Source organism: Alysiella crassa DSM 2578 (genome assembly GCF_000745955.1).
GTDB lineage: Bacteria > Pseudomonadota > Gammaproteobacteria > Burkholderiales > Neisseriaceae > Simonsiella > Simonsiella crassa.
In genome coordinates this window covers 14610-32515 of the sequence record NZ_JQKH01000026.1, presented here as the reverse complement: position 1 = coordinate 32515, position 17906 = coordinate 14610, and the positions used below count along the sequence as shown (strand labels likewise).

The following is a 17906-nucleotide window of genomic DNA, read 5'->3' as shown; positions in this document are numbered from 1 at the left end:
AAACTGCCAATAAAGGTTCGGATTTTTTCATGACTCGGTGTCGCATCGCGTTCCCAAGCAAGATATTGTTTTAAATCGTCAATATTGTTACTCAAAAAGCGGTCTATATCACGAAAGCTTTTTGCACCACCCATTATCGCAATCACAATGGCTGTTAATAATTTAGCTTGCGCGTAACGTTTACCTTCGCTGCGTCTTTTGTCTTCAATTTCTGAAAAGTAGGTTTCCAAAGTTTGCATGGTCAAATTACCGTTAGTTTAACTTTATCATTTTACACCAAAAGAACTTGGCAGGTCTGCACCCTAGCCCTCCCCCGTTTAGGACGGGGGAGGGGACAGATAAGTGGCAAAATTAAATTAAGGCTGCCTGAAAATTTTAACCATTTGATTATTTAATATATTCTTCCAATGCGATTTGCAATGTGTTTTGCGAATACATAATCAAATCCGTTACTTCACGCACCGCGCCCATGCCGCCGAATTTTTCGGTGGTGTACACGGTGTGTTGTTTGACAAACTCGTGGGCATTTTGCACGGCAATGGGTAAGCCGCAGCGAATAAGTACAGGTAAATCAATCACATCATCGCCCACAAACGCGCATTCTAATTCCGACACATTGGCTTGTTCACGCAATTGCTCGTAGGCGATTTTTTTGTTGTGTGCGCCTTTGAAATAGTGGGTAATACCTAATTGTTCGGCGCGGGCGGCTACGGCTGGGTCGCTGCGTGCGGTGATGATGGCGGTTTGCACGCCTGTTTGGTGCAGCATTTTAATGCCATGTCCGTCTAGCGTGTTGAATGGCTTGATGATTTCGCCTGTGCTGGACATGAATAATTGTCCTGTGGTTAATACACCATCTACATCTAAAATCAATAGTTTAACACGTCTGGCGCGTTGAATAATATCGGGTGGGAGTAGGTCAAACATTTTGCTTTGCTTTAAGATTTACAGGCTGTATTTTAGCAGATTACGTGCATTTCAGTAGTGCGGTGTGTGTTTGTTTTCAGGCTGTCTGAATGGGAAAATGGGCTACACCACTCGTGCTTTCAATAGGTCGTGCATATTGAGTGCGCCAACTAAAGTGTTGTTTTCACACACCAATAAACCGCTAATGCGTTTTTCGTGCATGAGCTTGACGGCTTCGCTGGCGAGTTTGTCGGGGCTGATGGTGGTGGGGTGGGGTTTCATCACATCGTTCACGGTTAAATGGGCAAAATAATCATGGGTTTGAAACAGGCGGCGGATGTCGCCATCGGTCAAAATCCCTTTCAGGCTGCCTGAAACTTCATCCACCACCGCGAGCATGCCCAAACCTTTTTCGCTCATGGTAATCAGCGCGTGTTTGAGCGGTGTGTGTTCAGCTACGGCAGGTAAATCATTGTTTGTGTGCATAATATCGCCAACCGTAAGCAATAAGCGTCTGCCCAAACTGCCTGCGGGGTGGCTCATAGCAAAATCATTGGGCGTGAACCGCCGCGCTTGCAACAAAACAATTGCCAAAGCATCGCCTAAAGCCAGAACGGCGGTGGTGCTGGAGGTGGGGGCAAGTCCAAGCGGACAGGCTTCGTGCGATACGGCAGCCTGAATGTGAATATCGGCGTGTTTTGCCATATTGCTCAATGGTTTAGATGTAATGCAAATCAGGGTGATGGCGCGGCGTTTTAAAGCGGGCATGATGGCTAAAATTTCATCGCTTTCGCCCGAATTAGACAATGCCAACACCACATCACCGTCCACAATCATGCCCAAATCGCCGTGCGCCGCTTCGGCTGGGTGAACAAAAAATGCTGGTGTGCCTGTGGATGCAAGCGTGGCGGCAATTTTGCGCCCAATATGCCCCGATTTGCCCATGCCCATCACAATCACGCGACCTGTACTATTTAAAATAATATCAATGGCTTGAGTGAAATTATCGTCTAAATGCTCGGCGATTTCTTTGATGGCTTCGGCTTCGGTGTGTAGGGCGGTGTTTGCCCATGATAAATATTGGTTTTTCATGATGATTTTGCTTTCATGCTGCCTGAAAAATGGGGATTTTTAATAGGAAATATGGGAGGGAATATGAATGCAAACGCTATTCAAATTTCATAAAAACAGTTAGGATTAAACCTTTCCCCTGCAACAATAATGTAGAAAGAACAAACATGGCTATTTTATCTGAAGTGAAAAAATTGGGACAACAAATCTGGTTGGATAATTTATCACGCAGCTTGGTGCAAAGCGGCGAATTGGCGAATATGCTGGCGCAAGGCGTGTGTGGCGTAACGTCTAATCCAGCCATTTTCCAAAAAGCGTTTTCGGGCGATGAATTGTACACCCCCGAAATTGCCAAATTAAAACAACAAGGTTTGGGCGCGAAAGAAATTTACGAAACTTTGGCGATTGCCGATGTTCAGGCAGCCTGCGATGTGTGCCGCGCCGAATTTGACAGCACCAATGGCAAAACAGGCTTTGTCAGCTTAGAAGTCTCGCCCGAATTATCACGCGACACGGCTGGCACAGTCGCCGAAGCCAAACGCTTACACGCCGCCATCAATCGCCCCAATGTGATGATTAAAGTACCCGCCACCAACGAAGGTTTGGCGGCTTTGACCGAATTGATTGCGGACGGTATTTGTGTGAATTTAACCCTATTGTTCTCACGCGAGCAAACTTTGAAAGCCTACGAAGCCTATGCGCTGGGCATTGAAAAACGCTTGGCGGCTGGGCAAGATATTTCGCAAATTCAAGTGGTGGCAAGTTTCTTTATTTCACGCGTGGACAATGCTTTGGACAGCACTTTGCCAGAACATTTGCGCGGTAAAATTGCCATTTCTTTGGCAAAAGCGGCGTATTTTGATTGGCTCAACTATTTCCATTCTATTTATTTTTCAACGCTGTTGGCGCAAGGTGCGAATAAAGTTTCCCTGTTGTGGGCTTCTACGGGCGTGAAAAATCCTGATTATCCCGATACTTTGTATGTGGACAGCCTGATTGGGCAACACACAGTAAACACCGTTCCTGACGCGACATTGGCTGCCTTTATTGACCACGGCACAGCCGCACTCACGCTGGAACAAGGCACAGATAAAGCATTGGAAAATATCGTAGAAGTGGAAAAATTGGGCGTGAATTTGGAAACGTTGGCAACACGTTTGCAAGACGATGGTTTGAAGCAATTTGAAGAAGCATTTGCCAAATTACTTGCGCCATTGGCATAATTTTCAGGCTGCCTGAAACGCATTTTTACGACAATTCATCAAACAAAACGGGTAAATTCGTTTATTTACCCGTTTTTTTATTTCACAATAGCGTGAATTTGTGTAAAGATACCATTTTTTCCAACCTTTCAGGCAGCCTGAAAACTCGTTTCCGAGGAAAAGCCATGTTTAAACTCACCAAGCATTATTTTGACAATATTGACACGCACGGCAATCTCGTTATTGCTTATGCGGCGGAATTGTCGGTACTCGGGATTACCATTCCCTTTTCATCTGTGATTACGCTCAAGGAAGACGGCGAATTACAAGAAAAACCCCTGCTCAAACGCGCCGAATTGCACAGCCAAATGGGCGGTCGCGGCTTTAAACAAGCCGAATTAAACGCACAAGGCGAATGGCGCAGCTTGGCAAATCCCTTGCCCGAAGTGGAATTGTTTCAGGTGGAAGGCAAAAAAGACAAAGTCAAATCCGTCAAATGGCATGTACACACGCCGCTTGCTAAATGTGAATTTACGAAAAGTGATTTGTCTATCAAAGGTTTGGGTTACGCAGAAACGCTGACGATGGACATTGAACCATGGCATTTGCCTTTAAAAGAATTGTATTGGGGACGCTTTTTGTCGCCAACGCACAGCGTGGTGTGGCTGGAATGGCGCGGTGAAAACCCAATTCGTTTGCTGTACCACGATGGTATGTTGCAAGACGATTTTAAATTTAAAAACAATGTGATAACTTATGAATTTGGCGAAATTGTCTTGCGCGACACGCGTGTGATTAAAGATGAACCATTGGTGAATTTAGCCGCTCATTTTCCGATGGTGAAAAAATTGTTTAAAAAAGAATTTTTTGAAACGCGTGAGAAAAAATTTGTCAGTCGTGGCACGCTCACTTTGCACGATGGTACGCCGTGCGAGGGTTTTGCTTTGTATGAACGCGTGTTGTGGAATAGTGTGAAATAATGTTTCAGGCCGCCTAATGATTTTTTCAAAATACCGTAGGGTGCGCCGTGCGCGCCAAATCCGCTACAATATTTAAATTATTCAGCTATTTGGTGCGCATGGCACACCCTACATTTTAAGTTTTGGTCAAAATAGGGCAGCCTGAAAATGAAAAAATCAAATTAATATAAATAAGAAAAAATCAAATGGATAATTTACTGAATCAAATCAAATGGGACAAAGACGGCTTGGTGTGCGCCATCGCGCAAGACGCACAAACCAAACGCATTCTCATGGTGGCATACATGAACGCCGAAGCCTTAATCCAAACCGCAACAACAGGTTACGCGCATTACTACAGCCGCTCGCGCCAAAAACAATGGCAAAAAGGCGAAGAATCAGGACACGTCCAAAAAGTCCAATCTTTGCATTTGGATTGCGATGGCGACGCGGTGTTGATGTTGATTGAACAAGTGGGCGGCATTTCCTGCCACACGGGGCGCGAAAGCTGCTTTTACCGCGAATGGCAACAGGGAGAATGGCAAATTCAAGACCCTGTGTTAAAAAATGAACATGAAATCTATCAATCAAAAAATTGAATTGTCCTAATTCGTTTTGTTGATAAAAACCGTTTCAGGCAGACTGAAACGGTTTTTTTGTGATGAAAACGGCGAAACTTGAGTGAAATACTAGGCTATTACATGCTTGCATTTGGGGCAATTCTATTATAATTAAATGAATTAATCTAAAATTACAAACCATTACTTTCAGGCTGCCTGCGATGAGATTTATTCACATTTTTCAGCCTAAATAACCATAAAAACCATTAGAAAAACAGGAACACAAATCATGAACGTAACCAGACGGCAGTTTTTCAAAGTAACTGCTGCGGGGGCTGGCGCGACCACGCTCGCGGCTGTGGGTCTTGCGCCTACGGCAGCTTTCGCAGAAGTTCGTCAATACAAGCTCACCAGCGCATTTCAAGCGCGTAATAATTGCACTTATTGTTCAGTAGGTTGCGGTACGATTTTGTACAGTATGGGCGATGGTGCTAAAAATGCCAAGAAAAAAATCTTCCACATTGAAGGCGACCCTGACCACCCCGTTTCGCGTGGTTCGCTGTGTCCCAAAGGCGCATCGCTGATTGATTTTGTGAACAGCCCCAATCGCGTACAGTATCCAGAAGTACGCGAACCAAACACGAATGAGTGGAAACGCATTTCGTGGCATGAAGCTTTTGAGCGCATTGCGCGACACATCAAAACCGTGCGCGATGAAACATTTGAAGAAAAAAATGCAGATGGCGTAACCGTGAACCGTACTCATGGTTTGTCTATGCTGGCGGCATCGGCATCGTCTAATGAAACAGGGATTTTGACGCAAAAATTTGCTCGTGCTTTGGGTATTGTTGCGTTGGACACGCAGGCGCGTGTGTGTCATGGTCCTACGGTGGCGGCATTGGCGGCGACTTTTGGTCGTGGCGCGATGACCAACACGTTTATGGATATTCAAAACGCTGATTTTATTATGGTGATGGGCGGTAACGCCGCCGAAGCCCACCCCGTTGGTTTCAAATGGGTGATTGAAGCGAAAAAGAAAAAAGGTACCAAATTATTTGTGGTGGACCCACGTTTTAACCGCACGGCGGCGGTGGCGGATTTTTACGCGCCCATTCGTGCGGGTTCAGACATTGCCTTTTTGGGTGCATTGATTAATTGGTTGATTGAAAACGATAAAATTCAATGGGAATATGTTAAACATTACACCAACGCATCATTCATTGTTGCCGAAGGTTTTGATTTTGATGAAGGCATGTTCTCGGGTGCAGGTCAAAAACCCGAAAACGGTTCAGGGCAGCCTGAAACAGAAGTCAAACAAGGCGAAAAGCAGCCTGAAATCGCCACACGTTCAGGACACAAAGGCGCGTTTTACGACAATGAATCATGGTTTTATGAATTAGACGAACAAGGTTACGCCAAAACCGACCCGACTTTGCAAAACCCACGTTGCGTATTCCAAATGTTGAAAAAACATTACTCGCGCTACACGCTGGACATGATGAACACGATTTGTGGCACAAGCAAAGAAGATTTCTTGAAAATTGCCGAGGCGTGGGGCGAAATGGCTGCACCCAATAAAGCAGGTACGATTTTGTACGCTTTGGGTTGGACACAGCACACACATGGCTCACAAAATATTCGCACTATGGCAATGATTCAATTGCTGTTGGGCAATATTGGCATGGCGGGTGGTGGCGTGAATGCGTTACGCGGACACTCCAATATTCAAGGTTTGTCGGATTTAGGCTTGTTGTCCACGTCTTTACCAGGCTATTTGAGTTTGCCCAATGACGCGAAGCACCCCACATTCCAAGAGTATTTGGCAAAACAAACACCAAAAGCCTTGCAGCCTAATCAGTTGAATTATTGGCAAAATACACCCGCATTTTTTGTGAGTTTTCTGAAATGGATGTATGGCGACAATGCGACTGCGGAAAACAATTTCGGCTACGACTGGTTGCCCAAATACGAAAAAATGTACGACATCATGCAAATCATTGAATCTTGTTATCAAGGGGAAATGAAAGGTATGTTGGTGCAAGGCTTTAATTTGCAAGGTTCTTTTCCTGATGGTAAGCGTGTTACTGAAGCTTTGTCTAAATTGAAATTTATGGTCGTGATGGATCCCTTGTACACGGAAACGGCAAGTTTCTGGCAAAATCATGGCGATACCAATGATGTGGACCCCAGCAAAATTGCCACCGAAGTTTTCAGGCTGCCTACACCATGTTTCGCGGAAGAATCGGGTTCTATTGTGAATTCTTCACGTTGGCTGCAATGGCACCACCCTGGGGCAGATCCACAAGGCGAATCTTTGCCTGATTTGGATATTATGGGCGAATTGTATTTGCTACTCAAAGACATGTACGAAAAAGAAGGTGGCAAAGTACCCGAGCCCATCACCAAATTGTCATGGAAATACGCCAAACCACACGCGCCAACACCTGAAGAAATGGCAAAAGAATCCAATGGTTATGCTTTGGCAGATGTGTTGGATAAAGATGGCAAAGTGTTGCGTAAAAAAGGCGAATTGTTGGACGGTTTCGCGCAATTGCGTGCTGATGGCTCAACCGAATGCGCCACTTGGATTTTCTCTGGCTCGTGGACGCAAGCGGGCAACCAAATGGACAGACGCGACAACACCGACAGCGGTTTGGGCAATGTGCAAAAATGGGCATGGTCTTGGCCAGCCAATCGTCGTATCATTTACAATCGCGCATCTTGCGACCCAAGCGGACAACCTTGGGACAAAAACCGTGTGTTAATCAAATGGGACGGCGCAAAATGGACGGGCGCAGACGTTCCCGACTTTAAAGTGGATGAAGCACCGAATAGTGGTATGAATCCATTTATCATGAATGAAGAAGGTGTGGGGCGTTTGTTCTGCCAACGCAAATTGGTAGATGGACCTTTCCCAGAGCATTACGAGCCTTTGGAATCGCCGATTGGTACCAATCCATTGCACCCAAAAGTGGTGCAAACGCCTGCCATGCGCTTGTTTGACAGCGTGAAAGACCGCATAGGCACAGCCGAAGAGTTTCCTTATGTGGCAACCACTTACCGCTTAACCGAGCATTTCCAATTCTGGACGAAATCGGTGAAACTGTTGATGATTGGGCAGCCTGAACAATTCTGTGAAATCAGCGAAGAATTGGCAAAAGAAAAAGGCATTGAAAAAGGTGATTGGGTGAAAATCAGCAGCAAACGTGCTTGGATTAAAGTACGTGCTGTGGTTACCAAACGCGTTAAGCCTTTGACCATCAATGGTAAAACCGTTCATCAAGTGGGCATTCCATTGCACGGTGGTTGGGAAAATGTATCGGGGCAAAAACAGTATATTGTAAATACACTTACGCCATTTGTGGGCGATTGTAATACGCAAACACCTGAATACAAAGCATTTTTGGTTAATATTGAGAAAGCATAAGGAGCGGAAAAATGGCTTTACAATCATTAGACATCAAACGCCGCTCTGCTACTGCAGACATCACACCACCACCACAAGTTCGTAAACCCATTGAAATTGCAAAATTAATTGACGTAACTACTTGTATCGGCTGTAAAGCGTGTCAAATGGCGTGTTCGGAATGGAACGATATTCGTGATGAAATTGGCACCAATCACGGTGTTTACGATAACCCAATTGATTTGACTGCCGATTCTTGGACAGTAATGCGTTTTGCGGAACACGAAGAAAATGGCAAATTGGAATGGTTAATCCGCAAAGACGGTTGTATGCACTGTTCCGACCCAGGCTGCCTGAAAGCGTGTCCGTCCCCCGGTGCGATTATTCAGTATGAAAATGGCATTGTGGATTTTCATCAGGAAAACTGTATTGGTTGCGGCTACTGTATTGCAGGCTGCCCATTTAATATTCCGCGCATTAACAAAAAGGACAACAAAGCCTACAAATGTACTTTGTGTTCCGACCGCGTGGCGGTGGGGCAAGAGCCTGCGTGTGTGAAAACCTGTCCAACTGGCGCAATCCAGTTTGGCAGCAAAGAAGCCATGAAACAAGTCGCCGCCGAGCGCATTAAAGACTTGAACAATCGTGGTTTTGACAAAGCAGGTTTGTACGACCCACAAGGCGTGGGTGGTACACATGTGATGTATGTGTTGCACCATGCCGACCGTCCGAATTTGTACAAAGGGCTGCCTGAAAATCCGCACATCAGCACCACTGTGAAATTGTGGAAAGGCTTGCTCAAACCATTGGCGACTGTCGGCATTGCGGCGGCGGTGGCAACAGGCTGGTTGCACTACATCACCGTAGGCCCAAACCGCGCCGATGAAGATGAGCGCGAAGTGATTGGCAAAGAAGGCGAAATTTTAAAACGTGAAGAGGACGCATAAAATGGCAAAAGAACGCTTAATTCAACGCTATAAACGCGCCGAACGCATTAACCACTGGATTGTGGCGGGTTGTTTTGTCTTGCTTGCCATTTCGGGTTTGGCGTTTTTCTATCCTGCATTTTTCTGGCTGACTGGGGTGTTTGGTACACCACAGTTGGCGCGGATTATTCACCCGATTATTGGCGTGATTATGTTTATTGGTTTCTTTGTGCAATTTTTGCGCTATTGGAAATACAATTTCTTTGATAAAGAAGACATCAAATGGATGAAAGCCGTCCCAGAAATTCTGAACGGTCATGAAGTCGGTGATGTGGGTAAATACAACGGCGGTCAAAAAGGCATGTTCTGGCTGATGACGGCGTGTATGATTGTGCTGTTTACCACAGGCATTTTGGCGTGGCGCGAGTATTTCTCGGCATTTTTCCCGATTTGGGCGATTCGTTTGGCGTTGATGTTGCACGCGGGTGCGGCGATTGCGCTGATTGCGGGGATTATTATTCACGTTTACGCGGCGATTTGGGTGAAAGGCACGATTCGCGCTATGGTAGAAGGTGTGGTTACGCAAACTTGGGCGAAAAAACATCATCCGCGTTGGTATCGTGAAGTAATGGCGAAAGCGCGTGAAAATGGCGAAACGTCTTCTAAATCATCTGAACATTAATCCAATGAATTGAAAATAGGCAGCCTGAAACCATGTGTACGCATTTTCAGGCTGCCTGAATTATTATTGAAAAAATATGATGAATCCAATCCATACGCAAATCGTCCACACATTTTCAGGCAGCCTGAAACCTGAAACCGATGTTTTAGCAGAAGAAATTCCCATCGCGCTGGTGTACAATGGCATTTCCCATGTGGTGTTGATGGCAACACCGCAGGATTTGGCGGAGCTGGCACTGGGTTTTTCTCTGACGGAAGGTATTTTGACGGATGTTAGCCAACTGTATGATTTACAAATAGAATCAGATTGTCAGGGCATTTCGGTGCAGATGGAGATTTCATCGGCGCGATTTGTGGCGTTGAAAGAACGCCGCCGCAGCATGACTGGGCGCACGGGTTGCGGTTTGTGCGGCATAGACAGTTTAACGGCGGCATTGCCTGATATTCAAGCTCTTGAACGAACTGATAAAATTTCCAACCAACACATTACTCAAGCCGTGAGTGAATTGCGCCATCATCAGGCTTTGCGTGAACAAACGGGTTCGCTACACGGCGCGGCGTGGGTGGTGGACGGGCAAATTCAGGCTGCCTTTGAAGACATTGGGCGACACAATGCGCTGGATAAATTATTGGGCTATTTATCCAAAAATCAAATAGATAAGCAAAATGGTTTTATTGTGGTGTCCAGTCGTGCCAGTTATGAAATGGTGGCAAAAGCGGCGACTTTGGGGGTGGGCTGCGTGGTGGCGGTGTCGGCGGCGACTGCTTTGGCGGTGCGCGTAGCAGAGCAGGCGAATATGACACTGATTGGTTTTGCCAAACCGCAACAATTTGTGGTGTATTCGGGCGTGGAATATATTGAATAATCAAAAAAAATTTTCAGGCTGCCTTACAAGTTCTACTTTGTCAAATAACAGTAAAGGCAGCCTGAATTTTATTCAATAAAATTATTTGCTTTCCGCTACATAGGCTTCTACCAAACCTTGTGCGTTTTTGCGGCATGCCAAACGATAGGTTTTGCCTGCTTGGAAATTGCCTGTGAGCGGCACGGTAATACGGTCTCTTGATGTTTGGCATTCTACCGTTACGGAATTTAATGGTGCGGCTAATTCTGCTGTTTCGCCTAATTTGCCGTCCCAGTTGCGTACTGCCATATATTCATTGCCCGCCAAACGCCAAAAACTGCGACTGGATTTGCCTGTGATTTCAAAGCGAACCCGATTGCTGTCATTGGGTTGATTGGTTTTGAAATCGGCAGACCGTACGGTTTGAAATTTAGTACCATCGGGAACTTCGCGAACCACAACTTTGTAATTATTGTGAATTTGTAAATTACAGAAAATTTGATACGTTTTGCCTGCTTGAAAAGGATAATTCACGGTGGTTGTGGCGTAGCGTTTAGAGCGTACCAAGCCGCCGTGTACACCTGAATTGACCGATTCTGCTTCACAGCGAACCGTTAAATTAGTCGGGACGGGCGAAAGATGGACGATTTTATGTGCTTTTTTATACATTGGATACGGATAGGCAGGCAGATAATTTCCTGTTTCATCAACCATAGAGCCGACCACTGTAATACTTTGCGATTTGGGTACGCTACTGACTACTTTGTCATTTAAATAGCTCGCTTCAGGGTCAAACATTGCTTCATCAGCAGCCGAACAAGCTGTTAAAATACCGCAACATACCAACAATAGCATATTGGTTTTTTCATGATTATTTTCCTAAATGATTGAATACAAGATTTTGATTATAATCGCTTATTTAAAATAAAGAAATAGCTTTTTCAGGCAGCCTGAACATTCATAGAAAGTACAAAACAATGAACACACAAACCCCAGAACAAATCCAAAATAAACCTTTCTTTTACAAACCCTTTTTTATTGCGCCACAACACACTATTTTTGCCGAACGCGCCATTCGCTTTGACGAATTGGCGGCGGCAGACCAAAGCAGTTGGCGCGATTATTTGGCGTTGTTGGCGGAAGTGAGCCGTGCGCAAGATGTGGCGTTGAATGCGATTTTGCCCACCAGCGCGTTGCCCGAAAAATCAGGCGAAACACGGCTGCCTAAAAGTGATGGCACGCACATTCCCCCTTTATTTATCAACAGTTTGCAAACTTTATTGGCGGCATTAAACGGTAAAGTCAATCCTGTGATTCAGGCTGCCTTAAATGATTTGGCTGCGCGTTCAGACGATGATTTGCTGGAGATGGCAAAACGCGTTTTGCGCGATGAAGTGTCTGAAAATGAACAAGTTTTCCGAATTTGGCTACACGCCGCCCTGCAATGCGCGTGGACAGCGTGGGCAAGCCAATTAAGCGATGATGACGTACCCAGCGTAGATGAACGCAGCGTTTGCCCCTGTTGTGGCGGCGACGCGGTTGCCAGCGTGGTGTTGAGCGGTGGCGACTGGGAGGGTTTGCGCTATTTGCATTGCGGCGTGTGCAATTCGCGCTGGAATGCTTTACGCGCCAAATGCACGTTCTGCAACGACCAATCAGCCATCGCTTTTCAACAAGTGGACGGCGTGGAAGAGGGCGTTTTGCATGGCGCGTATGGCGAAAGTTGCGGCAAATGCGGCGCGTATCGCAAATTATTTTTGCTGGCAAATCAGCAATATGCCGACCCGATTGCCGATGATTTGGCGAGTTTGGCGGTGGATATTTTGTTGAGCAGCGAAGGTTTGCAGCGCGGCGGGCGCAATCCATTTTTATTGGCAGAATAAGGTTTCAGGCTGCCTTTTAGTACACGGCAACACTCATGTAGGGTGCGTATTACGCACCGAAATTTCAATTATTTGAATGATTTGGTGCGTGGTACGCACCCTACATTTTGGGTGTTTGTAAAAATGGTAGGGTAGCGAAAGGCAGCCTGAAAATAAAAAATAATTTTAAAATTAAGGAATAACAAAAATGTCCGAAATCTTAAGCGAAATCCAAAACGTATTAGAACAACGCAAATCCGCCGACCCCGAAACATCTTACACCGCCCAATTATTCCACAAAGGCGAAGACAAAATTCTGAAAAAAGTCATTGAAGAAGCAGGCGAAGTGTTGATGGCGAGCAAAGACGGTGGCGGTGAACACCTGATTTACGAAACCGCCGATTTGTGGTTTCACAATATGATTTTGCTTGCCCATCACGGTTTGCGCGTGGAAGACGTGTTGGCGGAATTGGCACGGCGACAAGGTTTGTCGGGTTTGGTGGAAAAAGCCAGTCGCGCTGAAAAATAAGCGCAACATTTGCCGATTTCCATTAAAATACGCTTTTCACACTTTTTCAGGCAGCCTGAATATGGAAAACTGTATTTTCTGCAAAATTATTGATAAACAAATCCCGTCTTCTATTGTGTATGAAGACGAAAATATGTTGTGTTTCAAAGATATCAACCCTGCCGCGCCTGTGCATTTATTGCTGATTCCCAAAGTGCATTTTGATTCGCTGGCACACGCGCAGCTCGAACATGAAACCTTGTTGGGCAAAATGATGCTCAAAGTGCCGCAAATCGCCGCCGAAGCAGGTTTAACGAACGGTTTTAAAACGCAAATCAACACAGGCAAAGGCGGCGGTCAGGAAGTGTTTCATTTGCACATTCACATTATGGGGCGACCTGCGTAATTTTCAGGCAGCCTGAAACATTTAAATTTTAAAATAAGGAAATCAAATTATGGGTTTAACGTCAATTTGGCATTGGATTATTGTTTTGGTGATTGTCGTGTTGGTATTTGGCACGAAAAAATTGCGCAATGTTGGCAAAGACTTGGGTGGCGCAGTCCACGATTTCAAAGAAGGCTTGGACAAAGGTAGCAACCCAGACTCGGCGAAAAAAGACGACAATGTGATTGAACACCAATCCGCCGATAAAGATAAACAAGCATAAGTCTATGTTTGATTTCAGTTTTACAGAAATGCTGCTGGCAGGCGTGGTGGCTTTGATTGTACTCGGGCCCGAGCGTTTGCCCAAAGTGGCGCGTTTTATTGGCGAGTGGGTGGGCAAAATTCAACGCATGGCGGCTGGCGTGAAAAGTGAATTGGCAGCGCAAGCGGATTACGCAGAATTGGCGAAAATCAAGCAAAATGTGGAAGACACAGCGCAAGAAATTCGCAAGGATTTACGTGATTTTGAGCAAAAAATTCAAAATGAAACCAAAGAATTGGCAGAAAAAGCCAATGTGCCAGCGTGGGAGCGTTTGCCCGAACAGAAAACCCCTGCCGATTTTGGTGTAATGGTGGACGAAAATGGGCAACCCATTTATTCAGGCAGCCTGAATGATGAGCTGTCTGATTTTACGCCTGTAACAGGTTTACATGTTAAATCATTGAAAAAACAAGCAATGTTGCGTAAACGCGATATGCGCCCACGTTTTCGTCCACAGCCCAAATTAAGGAGTAGAAAATGAGTGCGCCATTATTGGAAAATCCTGAACAAACTCAGCCGCTAATGGAGCATTTATTGGAATTGCGCCGCCGTTTGGTGTGGGCGGTGGCGGGCATTGGCTTGTGTTTTGTGGCGATTGTGCCGTTTGCACAACAACTTTATTCTTTTGTGGCACAACCCCTTATGTCGGTGCTGCCTGAAAATACCAGCATGATTGCCACCGATGTGGTTGCGCCGTTTTTTGTGCCGATTAAAGTGGCGTTGATGGTGGCGTTTTTGCTGGCTTTGCCGCATACTTTGTACCAAATTTGGGCATTTGTTGCCCCCGCTTTGTATCAAAATGAGAAACGCTTGATTGCGCCCCTGATTTTGTCCAGCGTGAGTTTGTTTGCGGCGGGCATGGCGTTTTGTTATTTTCTGGTTTTTCCTGTGATGTTTCAATTCTTTGCAGGCATGACCCCCATAGGCGTGAGCATGGCGACCGATATTGACAAATATTTGTCGTTTATTTTGACCATGTTTTTGGCGTTTGGGCTGACTTTTGAAGTGCCTGTGGCGGTGGTGTTGCTCAATCGCATGGGTGTGGTGCCATTGGCGACTTTGCAGGCGGCGCGTCCATATGTGATTGTGGCGGCGTTTGTGATTGCTGCGATTTTCACGCCGCCCGATGTTTTGTCGCAAATCATGTTGGCGGTGCCGATGATTTTGTTATACGAATTGGGCGTGTTGGTGTGCCGCATGGGTGGCGAGAAATCTGTTGAAAAATCAGCAGAATAATTGACATTTTGAGATTTTTTTAGATTTAGGCAGCCTGAAAATGGTAAAATCAACTTTTTTCAGGCTGCCTGAATGCGCGTTTATGCAACATTGTTGCATACGTATTCACCGTTTTGCTTGTCTTAATTTTAATATTTTGATTTAATTAAATTTTTATCGCGTGTAAACCATGACAACCGTTCCCTTTATTGAATGCCAAAATGTTGCTTTTGCCTATGACGACCGCCCAATTTTGAGTAATGTCAATTTTGCCATTGAAGAAGGCAAATTTGCCGCGATTATGGGCGGTTCGGGCAGTGGTAAAACAACTTTGCTGCGTTTGATTACGGGGCAATTGCAGCCGACTGCAGGTAAGATATTGATTAAAGGGCGAGATTTGGCAACTTTTTCCGCCGAAGAATTATACGAATACCGCCGCCGCATGGGGGTATTATTTCAGCAGGGGGCGTTGTTTACCGATTTGTCGGTGTTTGACAATGTCGCGTTTCCCATGCGCGAATTAACCAAGCTGCCTGAAAAAGTGATTACCGATTTGGTGAAACTGAAATTGAATGCGGTGGGCTTGCGTGGCACAGAAGATTTGTTTCCATCTGAACTGTCGGGTGGTATGGCACGGCGTGTGGCGTTGGCGAGGACGATTGCGCTTGACCCTGAATTGATGTTGTATGATGAACCATTTACAGGGCTTGACCCGATTTCTTTGGGCATGATTGCTGAATTAATTCATCGCATTAACCAAGCCTTACATTCTACCAGCGTGATGGTTACCCACGATATTGCCAAATCGCTGATGATTGTGGATCAAGTGATTTTCTTGGCGCGGGGCGAGATTATGTTTTCTGGCACTACGACGGCGATGTTGGAAGAAAAATCGCCTTGGGTTCAACAATTTATTTCTGGGGCTTCCACAGGACCTGTGCCATTCCGCTATCCTGCCAAAATGGGTTTGCAGCAAGATTTATTTGGCAGACATTCCGTGTCTGCACCCTTGCCGCCTCCCAGTATCGCCAATTGATTAAAAATGAATTTTTTGAACAATTTAAGATTTCAGGCAGCCTGAAAATGTGAGTTGAAAAAATGATACTAACATTAAAAGATTGCGTAGAAGATTACCCCAAATGGCGCGAAATGGTGTTGCGTTGCCGTGCGCATTTTGACGAGCAAATTTTGGCAGATGTGGCGGTGTTGCCGATTCAAGAGAATGGCGAAACGCAAATTTTTGATAAACACAATCGTGAGCGCATTCAATTGTTTTTGGCTTTGTCGGACGATTTTTGTGCGGAAGATAAACCATTGATTCGTTGGCTATTGCGTGAAAATGGTAAATGTTTTGAATTTGGTTTTGACATCAGCAAAGAAACGGCAATGGCGGCATTTATGCTGTACAAACACATGGACTGGGACGATACTTTGGTGTTGGCAGCGTGTAAATTTGCCTATGGCAGCAATGAGTTATACATGGTGGACACAGAAATTGCGCTGGGTTTTGGTTTGCAAGAAACTTTGGATTATTTGACCCAGCAAAATGAGCCGCTTTGCACCGCGATGGCGCAGGAAATTCGTCATTATTGTGGCAATATGCGTTTGAAACCACGAGCACAATTTATTGATTATTTTGAACAAAGACGTTTGGGTTATTTGCAGGAAGAATTGGCGCGTGATTATGGGCTGATTGATGATTGATGGGTGTTTCAGGCTGCCTGAAATATTCTGAATAATAAAGATAAAGAATTGATTTATGATAAAATTTATTCAAAATATAGGCAAAAAAACATTGGCATTTATTCGTATTTTGGGTGCAAATGTTTTGTTTTTGCTGAAAATTTTTGCCTTGTTGCCACAGGTGGTTCTGCGTCCGCGTTTGATGGTGCGGCAGATGTATTTTTCAGGCGTGTTGTCGGTGCTGATTATTGCGGTGTCGGGGTTGTTTGTCGGCATGGTTTTGGGTTTGCAGGGTTACACCCAGTTGGCAAAATTCAAATCGGCAGATGTGTTGGGTTTTATGGTGGCGGCGGCTTTGTTGCGTGAATTGGGTCCTGTGTTGGCGGCGATTTTGTTTGCTAGCAGCGCAGGCGGCGCGATGACCAGTGAAATCGGCTTGATGAAAACCACCGAACAGCTTGAAGCGATGAATGTGATGGCGATTAACCCTGTGGCGCGTGTGGTTGCGCCGCGTTTTTGGGCGGGCGTGTTGTCCATGCCTTTGCTGGCGAGCATTTTTAATGTGTCGGGCATTTGGGGTGGCTATTTGGTGGGGGTGGAATGGCTGGGTTTGGACGCGGGCGTGTTTTGGTCGCATATGCAAAAAAGCATGACTTTTCAATATGATGTCTTAAATGGTTTGATTAAATCATTTATTTTTGGCATGGCGGTGTCGCTGATTGCGGTGTATCAAGGTTTCCATTGTCGCCCGACTGCGGAAGGGATTTTACGCGCCAGTACGCGCACGGTGGTGTCGTCTGCTTTGACCGTTTTGGCTTTGGATTTTATTTTAACTGCGTTTATGTTTACCGAATAATAGGTTGATGATAATGAAAAAAAATGTTTTGGAATTTTGGGTAGGCGTGTTTGTGTTGTTGGGCATGGCGGCTTTGGGTGTGTTGTCGTTTCGCGTGGCGGGCGGCAATGGTGGTTTGACGGGCAATCCGACTTATGCTTTGTATGCCGAATTTAGCGATATTGGTGGTTTGAAAGCGAATGCGCCGATTCGCACGGCTGGCGTAGTGGTGGGGCGCGTGGAAAGCATTACGCTTGACCCTGAAACCTATCAGGCAAAAGTAACGCTGAAAGTGAACAATCAATACAAATTCAGCACCGATGTGAGCGCGCAAATTCTGACTTCAGGTTTATTGGGCGAGCAATACATTGGTTTGACGCAAGGCGCAGACGAAGCCATGTTGAATGCAGGCGACACGATTACCGAAACCAGCTCGGCGATGGTGTTGGAGAATTTGATTAATCAATTTGTGGCGAATATGGGCGGCGAGAAAAAATCCGATGACACCGCCAAACCTGAAGCGGTCAGCCAATAAATTTC

General features: G+C 45.6%; 21 protein-coding genes. 17 read left to right on the top strand and 4 right to left on the bottom strand.

Annotation, left to right across the window (positions count from 1 at the left end; all coding sequences use genetic code 11):
* From Q338_RS05475 to Q338_RS05465, 3 genes are all read right to left on the bottom strand, one after another.
* Nucleotides 1–239, bottom strand: a 239-nt coding sequence (locus Q338_RS05475; RefSeq protein WP_034292835.1) for a transposase family protein, incomplete at its 3' end; no start/stop codon positions are given.
* Between the two features lie 148 nt (nucleotides 240–387).
* On the bottom strand, nucleotides 388–927 hold the full coding sequence (locus Q338_RS05470) for a KdsC family phosphatase (protein WP_034292833.1): 540 nt from the start codon (nucleotides 925–927) through the stop codon (nucleotides 388–390).
* Nucleotides 928–1029: 102 nt separating this feature from the next.
* Nucleotides 1030–2004 (bottom strand): KpsF/GutQ family sugar-phosphate isomerase, encoded by a 975-nt coding sequence (locus tag Q338_RS05465; protein ID WP_377896437.1) that lies wholly within the window; start codon nucleotides 2002–2004, stop codon nucleotides 1030–1032.
* A gap of 140 nt (nucleotides 2005–2144) precedes the next feature.
* Between Q338_RS05465 and tal the strand changes: the two genes are divergently transcribed.
* From tal to fdhD, 7 genes are all read left to right on the top strand, one after another.
* Entirely contained in the window at nucleotides 2145–3200 is a 1056-nt protein-coding gene (gene tal, locus Q338_RS05460) for a transaldolase (protein ID WP_034292829.1), read from the top strand.
* Nucleotides 3201–3364: 164 nt separating this feature from the next.
* On the top strand, nucleotides 3365–4159 hold the full coding sequence (locus Q338_RS05455; protein ID WP_034292827.1) for a hypothetical protein: 795 nt from the start codon (nucleotides 3365–3367) through the stop codon (nucleotides 4157–4159).
* Nucleotides 4160–4344: 185 nt separating this feature from the next.
* Entirely contained in the window at nucleotides 4345–4737 is a 393-nt protein-coding gene (hisI, locus tag Q338_RS05450) for a phosphoribosyl-AMP cyclohydrolase (protein ID WP_034292826.1), read from the top strand.
* A gap of 250 nt (nucleotides 4738–4987) precedes the next feature.
* Nucleotides 4988–8125 carry a formate dehydrogenase-N subunit alpha gene (gene fdnG, locus Q338_RS05445; RefSeq protein ID WP_084693539.1) on the top strand — a complete coding sequence of 1046 codons (3138 nt, stop codon included), beginning with the start codon at nucleotides 4988–4990 and terminating at the stop codon, nucleotides 8123–8125.
* Nucleotides 8126–8136: 11 nt separating this feature from the next.
* Complete coding sequence (gene fdxH / locus Q338_RS05440) at nucleotides 8137–9051, top strand: formate dehydrogenase subunit beta (protein ID WP_034292824.1); 915 nt, start codon at nucleotides 8137–8139, stop codon at nucleotides 9049–9051.
* 1 nt (nucleotide 9052) lies between these two features.
* The gene (locus Q338_RS05435) at nucleotides 9053–9712 is read left to right on the top strand and encodes a formate dehydrogenase subunit gamma (RefSeq protein ID WP_034292822.1); all 660 of its coding nucleotides are present in this window, start codon (nucleotides 9053–9055) and stop codon (nucleotides 9710–9712) included.
* A 76-nt stretch (nucleotides 9713–9788) separates the two neighbouring features.
* Nucleotides 9789–10577 carry a formate dehydrogenase accessory sulfurtransferase FdhD gene (gene fdhD, locus Q338_RS05430; RefSeq protein WP_115723662.1) on the top strand — a complete coding sequence of 263 codons (789 nt, stop codon included), beginning with the start codon at nucleotides 9789–9791 and terminating at the stop codon, nucleotides 10575–10577.
* 81 nt (nucleotides 10578–10658) lie between these two features.
* Here fdhD and Q338_RS05425 read toward each other — a convergent pair whose 3' ends face one another.
* Nucleotides 10659–11411 (bottom strand): hypothetical protein, encoded by a 753-nt coding sequence (locus tag Q338_RS05425; protein WP_034292817.1) that lies wholly within the window; start codon nucleotides 11409–11411, stop codon nucleotides 10659–10661.
* 122 nt (nucleotides 11412–11533) lie between these two features.
* Between Q338_RS05425 and Q338_RS05420 the strand changes: the two genes are divergently transcribed.
* The 10 genes from Q338_RS05420 (at nucleotide 11534) to mlaD (ending at nucleotide 17901) form a co-directional block, all read left to right on the top strand.
* Nucleotides 11534–12439 (top strand): formate dehydrogenase accessory protein FdhE, encoded by a 906-nt coding sequence (locus Q338_RS05420; protein WP_034292816.1) that lies wholly within the window; start codon nucleotides 11534–11536, stop codon nucleotides 12437–12439.
* A 187-nt stretch (nucleotides 12440–12626) separates the two neighbouring features.
* Nucleotides 12627–12947, top strand: a complete 321-nt coding sequence (locus Q338_RS05415; RefSeq protein WP_034292814.1) for a phosphoribosyl-ATP diphosphatase — start codon at nucleotides 12627–12629, stop codon at nucleotides 12945–12947.
* A 61-nt stretch (nucleotides 12948–13008) separates the two neighbouring features.
* Nucleotides 13009–13332 (top strand): histidine triad nucleotide-binding protein, encoded by a 324-nt coding sequence (locus Q338_RS05410; protein ID WP_034292812.1) that lies wholly within the window; start codon nucleotides 13009–13011, stop codon nucleotides 13330–13332.
* Nucleotides 13333–13381: 49 nt separating this feature from the next.
* Nucleotides 13382–13594: a Sec-independent protein translocase subunit TatA gene (gene tatA, locus Q338_RS05405; RefSeq protein ID WP_034292810.1), complete on the top strand. Its 213-nt coding sequence runs from the start codon at nucleotides 13382–13384 to the stop codon at nucleotides 13592–13594.
* Between the two features lie 4 nt (nucleotides 13595–13598).
* Nucleotides 13599–14114 (top strand): Sec-independent protein translocase protein TatB, encoded by a 516-nt coding sequence (gene tatB / locus Q338_RS05400; RefSeq protein WP_034292808.1) that lies wholly within the window; start codon nucleotides 13599–13601, stop codon nucleotides 14112–14114.
* Complete coding sequence (tatC, locus tag Q338_RS05395; RefSeq protein WP_034292806.1) at nucleotides 14111–14869, top strand: twin-arginine translocase subunit TatC; 759 nt, start codon at nucleotides 14111–14113, stop codon at nucleotides 14867–14869. The genes tatB and tatC overlap by 4 nt, the downstream gene beginning before the upstream one ends.
* Before the next feature lie 169 nt (nucleotides 14870–15038).
* The gene (locus Q338_RS05390; RefSeq protein WP_034292804.1) at nucleotides 15039–15884 is read left to right on the top strand and encodes an ABC transporter ATP-binding protein; all 846 of its coding nucleotides are present in this window, start codon (nucleotides 15039–15041) and stop codon (nucleotides 15882–15884) included.
* Between the two features lie 62 nt (nucleotides 15885–15946).
* The gene (locus tag Q338_RS05385) at nucleotides 15947–16552 is read left to right on the top strand and encodes a hypothetical protein (protein WP_034292803.1); all 606 of its coding nucleotides are present in this window, start codon (nucleotides 15947–15949) and stop codon (nucleotides 16550–16552) included.
* Between the two features lie 55 nt (nucleotides 16553–16607).
* Complete coding sequence (gene mlaE, locus Q338_RS05380) at nucleotides 16608–17387, top strand: lipid asymmetry maintenance ABC transporter permease subunit MlaE (protein WP_377896431.1); 780 nt, start codon at nucleotides 16608–16610, stop codon at nucleotides 17385–17387.
* 13 nt (nucleotides 17388–17400) lie between these two features.
* On the top strand, nucleotides 17401–17901 hold the full coding sequence (gene mlaD / locus Q338_RS05375) for an outer membrane lipid asymmetry maintenance protein MlaD (protein WP_034292801.1): 501 nt from the start codon (nucleotides 17401–17403) through the stop codon (nucleotides 17899–17901).
* Nucleotides 17902–17906 lie beyond the last annotated feature (5 nt).

What these genes read in the sequence shown, in the direction of transcription:
- Q338_RS05470 (WP_034292833.1), bottom strand. Translation starts at nt 927, where the DNA reads ATGTTTGACCTACTCCCACCCGATATTATTCAACGCGCCAGACGTGTT.
- tal (WP_034292829.1), top strand. Translation starts at nt 2,145, where the DNA reads ATGGCTATTTTATCTGAAGTGAAAAAATTGGGACAACAAATCTGGTTG.
- Q338_RS05455 (WP_034292827.1), top strand. Translation starts at nt 3,365, where the DNA reads ATGTTTAAACTCACCAAGCATTATTTTGACAATATTGACACGCACGGC.
- hisI (WP_034292826.1), top strand. Translation starts at nt 4,345, where the DNA reads ATGGATAATTTACTGAATCAAATCAAATGGGACAAAGACGGCTTGGTG.
- fdnG (WP_084693539.1), top strand. Translation starts at nt 4,988, where the DNA reads ATGAACGTAACCAGACGGCAGTTTTTCAAAGTAACTGCTGCGGGGGCT.
- fdxH (WP_034292824.1), top strand. Translation starts at nt 8,137, where the DNA reads ATGGCTTTACAATCATTAGACATCAAACGCCGCTCTGCTACTGCAGAC.
- Q338_RS05435 (WP_034292822.1), top strand. Translation starts at nt 9,053, where the DNA reads ATGGCAAAAGAACGCTTAATTCAACGCTATAAACGCGCCGAACGCATT.
- fdhD (WP_115723662.1), top strand. Translation starts at nt 9,789, where the DNA reads ATGATGAATCCAATCCATACGCAAATCGTCCACACATTTTCAGGCAGC.
- Q338_RS05425 (WP_034292817.1), bottom strand. Translation starts at nt 11,411, where the DNA reads ATGCTATTGTTGGTATGTTGCGGTATTTTAACAGCTTGTTCGGCTGCT.
- Q338_RS05420 (WP_034292816.1), top strand. Translation starts at nt 11,534, where the DNA reads ATGAACACACAAACCCCAGAACAAATCCAAAATAAACCTTTCTTTTAC.
- Q338_RS05415 (WP_034292814.1), top strand. Translation starts at nt 12,627, where the DNA reads ATGTCCGAAATCTTAAGCGAAATCCAAAACGTATTAGAACAACGCAAA.
- Q338_RS05410 (WP_034292812.1), top strand. Translation starts at nt 13,009, where the DNA reads ATGGAAAACTGTATTTTCTGCAAAATTATTGATAAACAAATCCCGTCT.
- tatA (WP_034292810.1), top strand. Translation starts at nt 13,382, where the DNA reads ATGGGTTTAACGTCAATTTGGCATTGGATTATTGTTTTGGTGATTGTC.
- tatB (WP_034292808.1), top strand. Translation starts at nt 13,599, where the DNA reads ATGTTTGATTTCAGTTTTACAGAAATGCTGCTGGCAGGCGTGGTGGCT.
- tatC (WP_034292806.1), top strand. Translation starts at nt 14,111, where the DNA reads ATGAGTGCGCCATTATTGGAAAATCCTGAACAAACTCAGCCGCTAATG.
- Q338_RS05390 (WP_034292804.1), top strand. Translation starts at nt 15,039, where the DNA reads ATGACAACCGTTCCCTTTATTGAATGCCAAAATGTTGCTTTTGCCTAT.
- Q338_RS05385 (WP_034292803.1), top strand. Translation starts at nt 15,947, where the DNA reads ATGATACTAACATTAAAAGATTGCGTAGAAGATTACCCCAAATGGCGC.
- mlaE (WP_377896431.1), top strand. Translation starts at nt 16,608, where the DNA reads ATGATAAAATTTATTCAAAATATAGGCAAAAAAACATTGGCATTTATT.
- mlaD (WP_034292801.1), top strand. Translation starts at nt 17,401, where the DNA reads ATGAAAAAAAATGTTTTGGAATTTTGGGTAGGCGTGTTTGTGTTGTTG.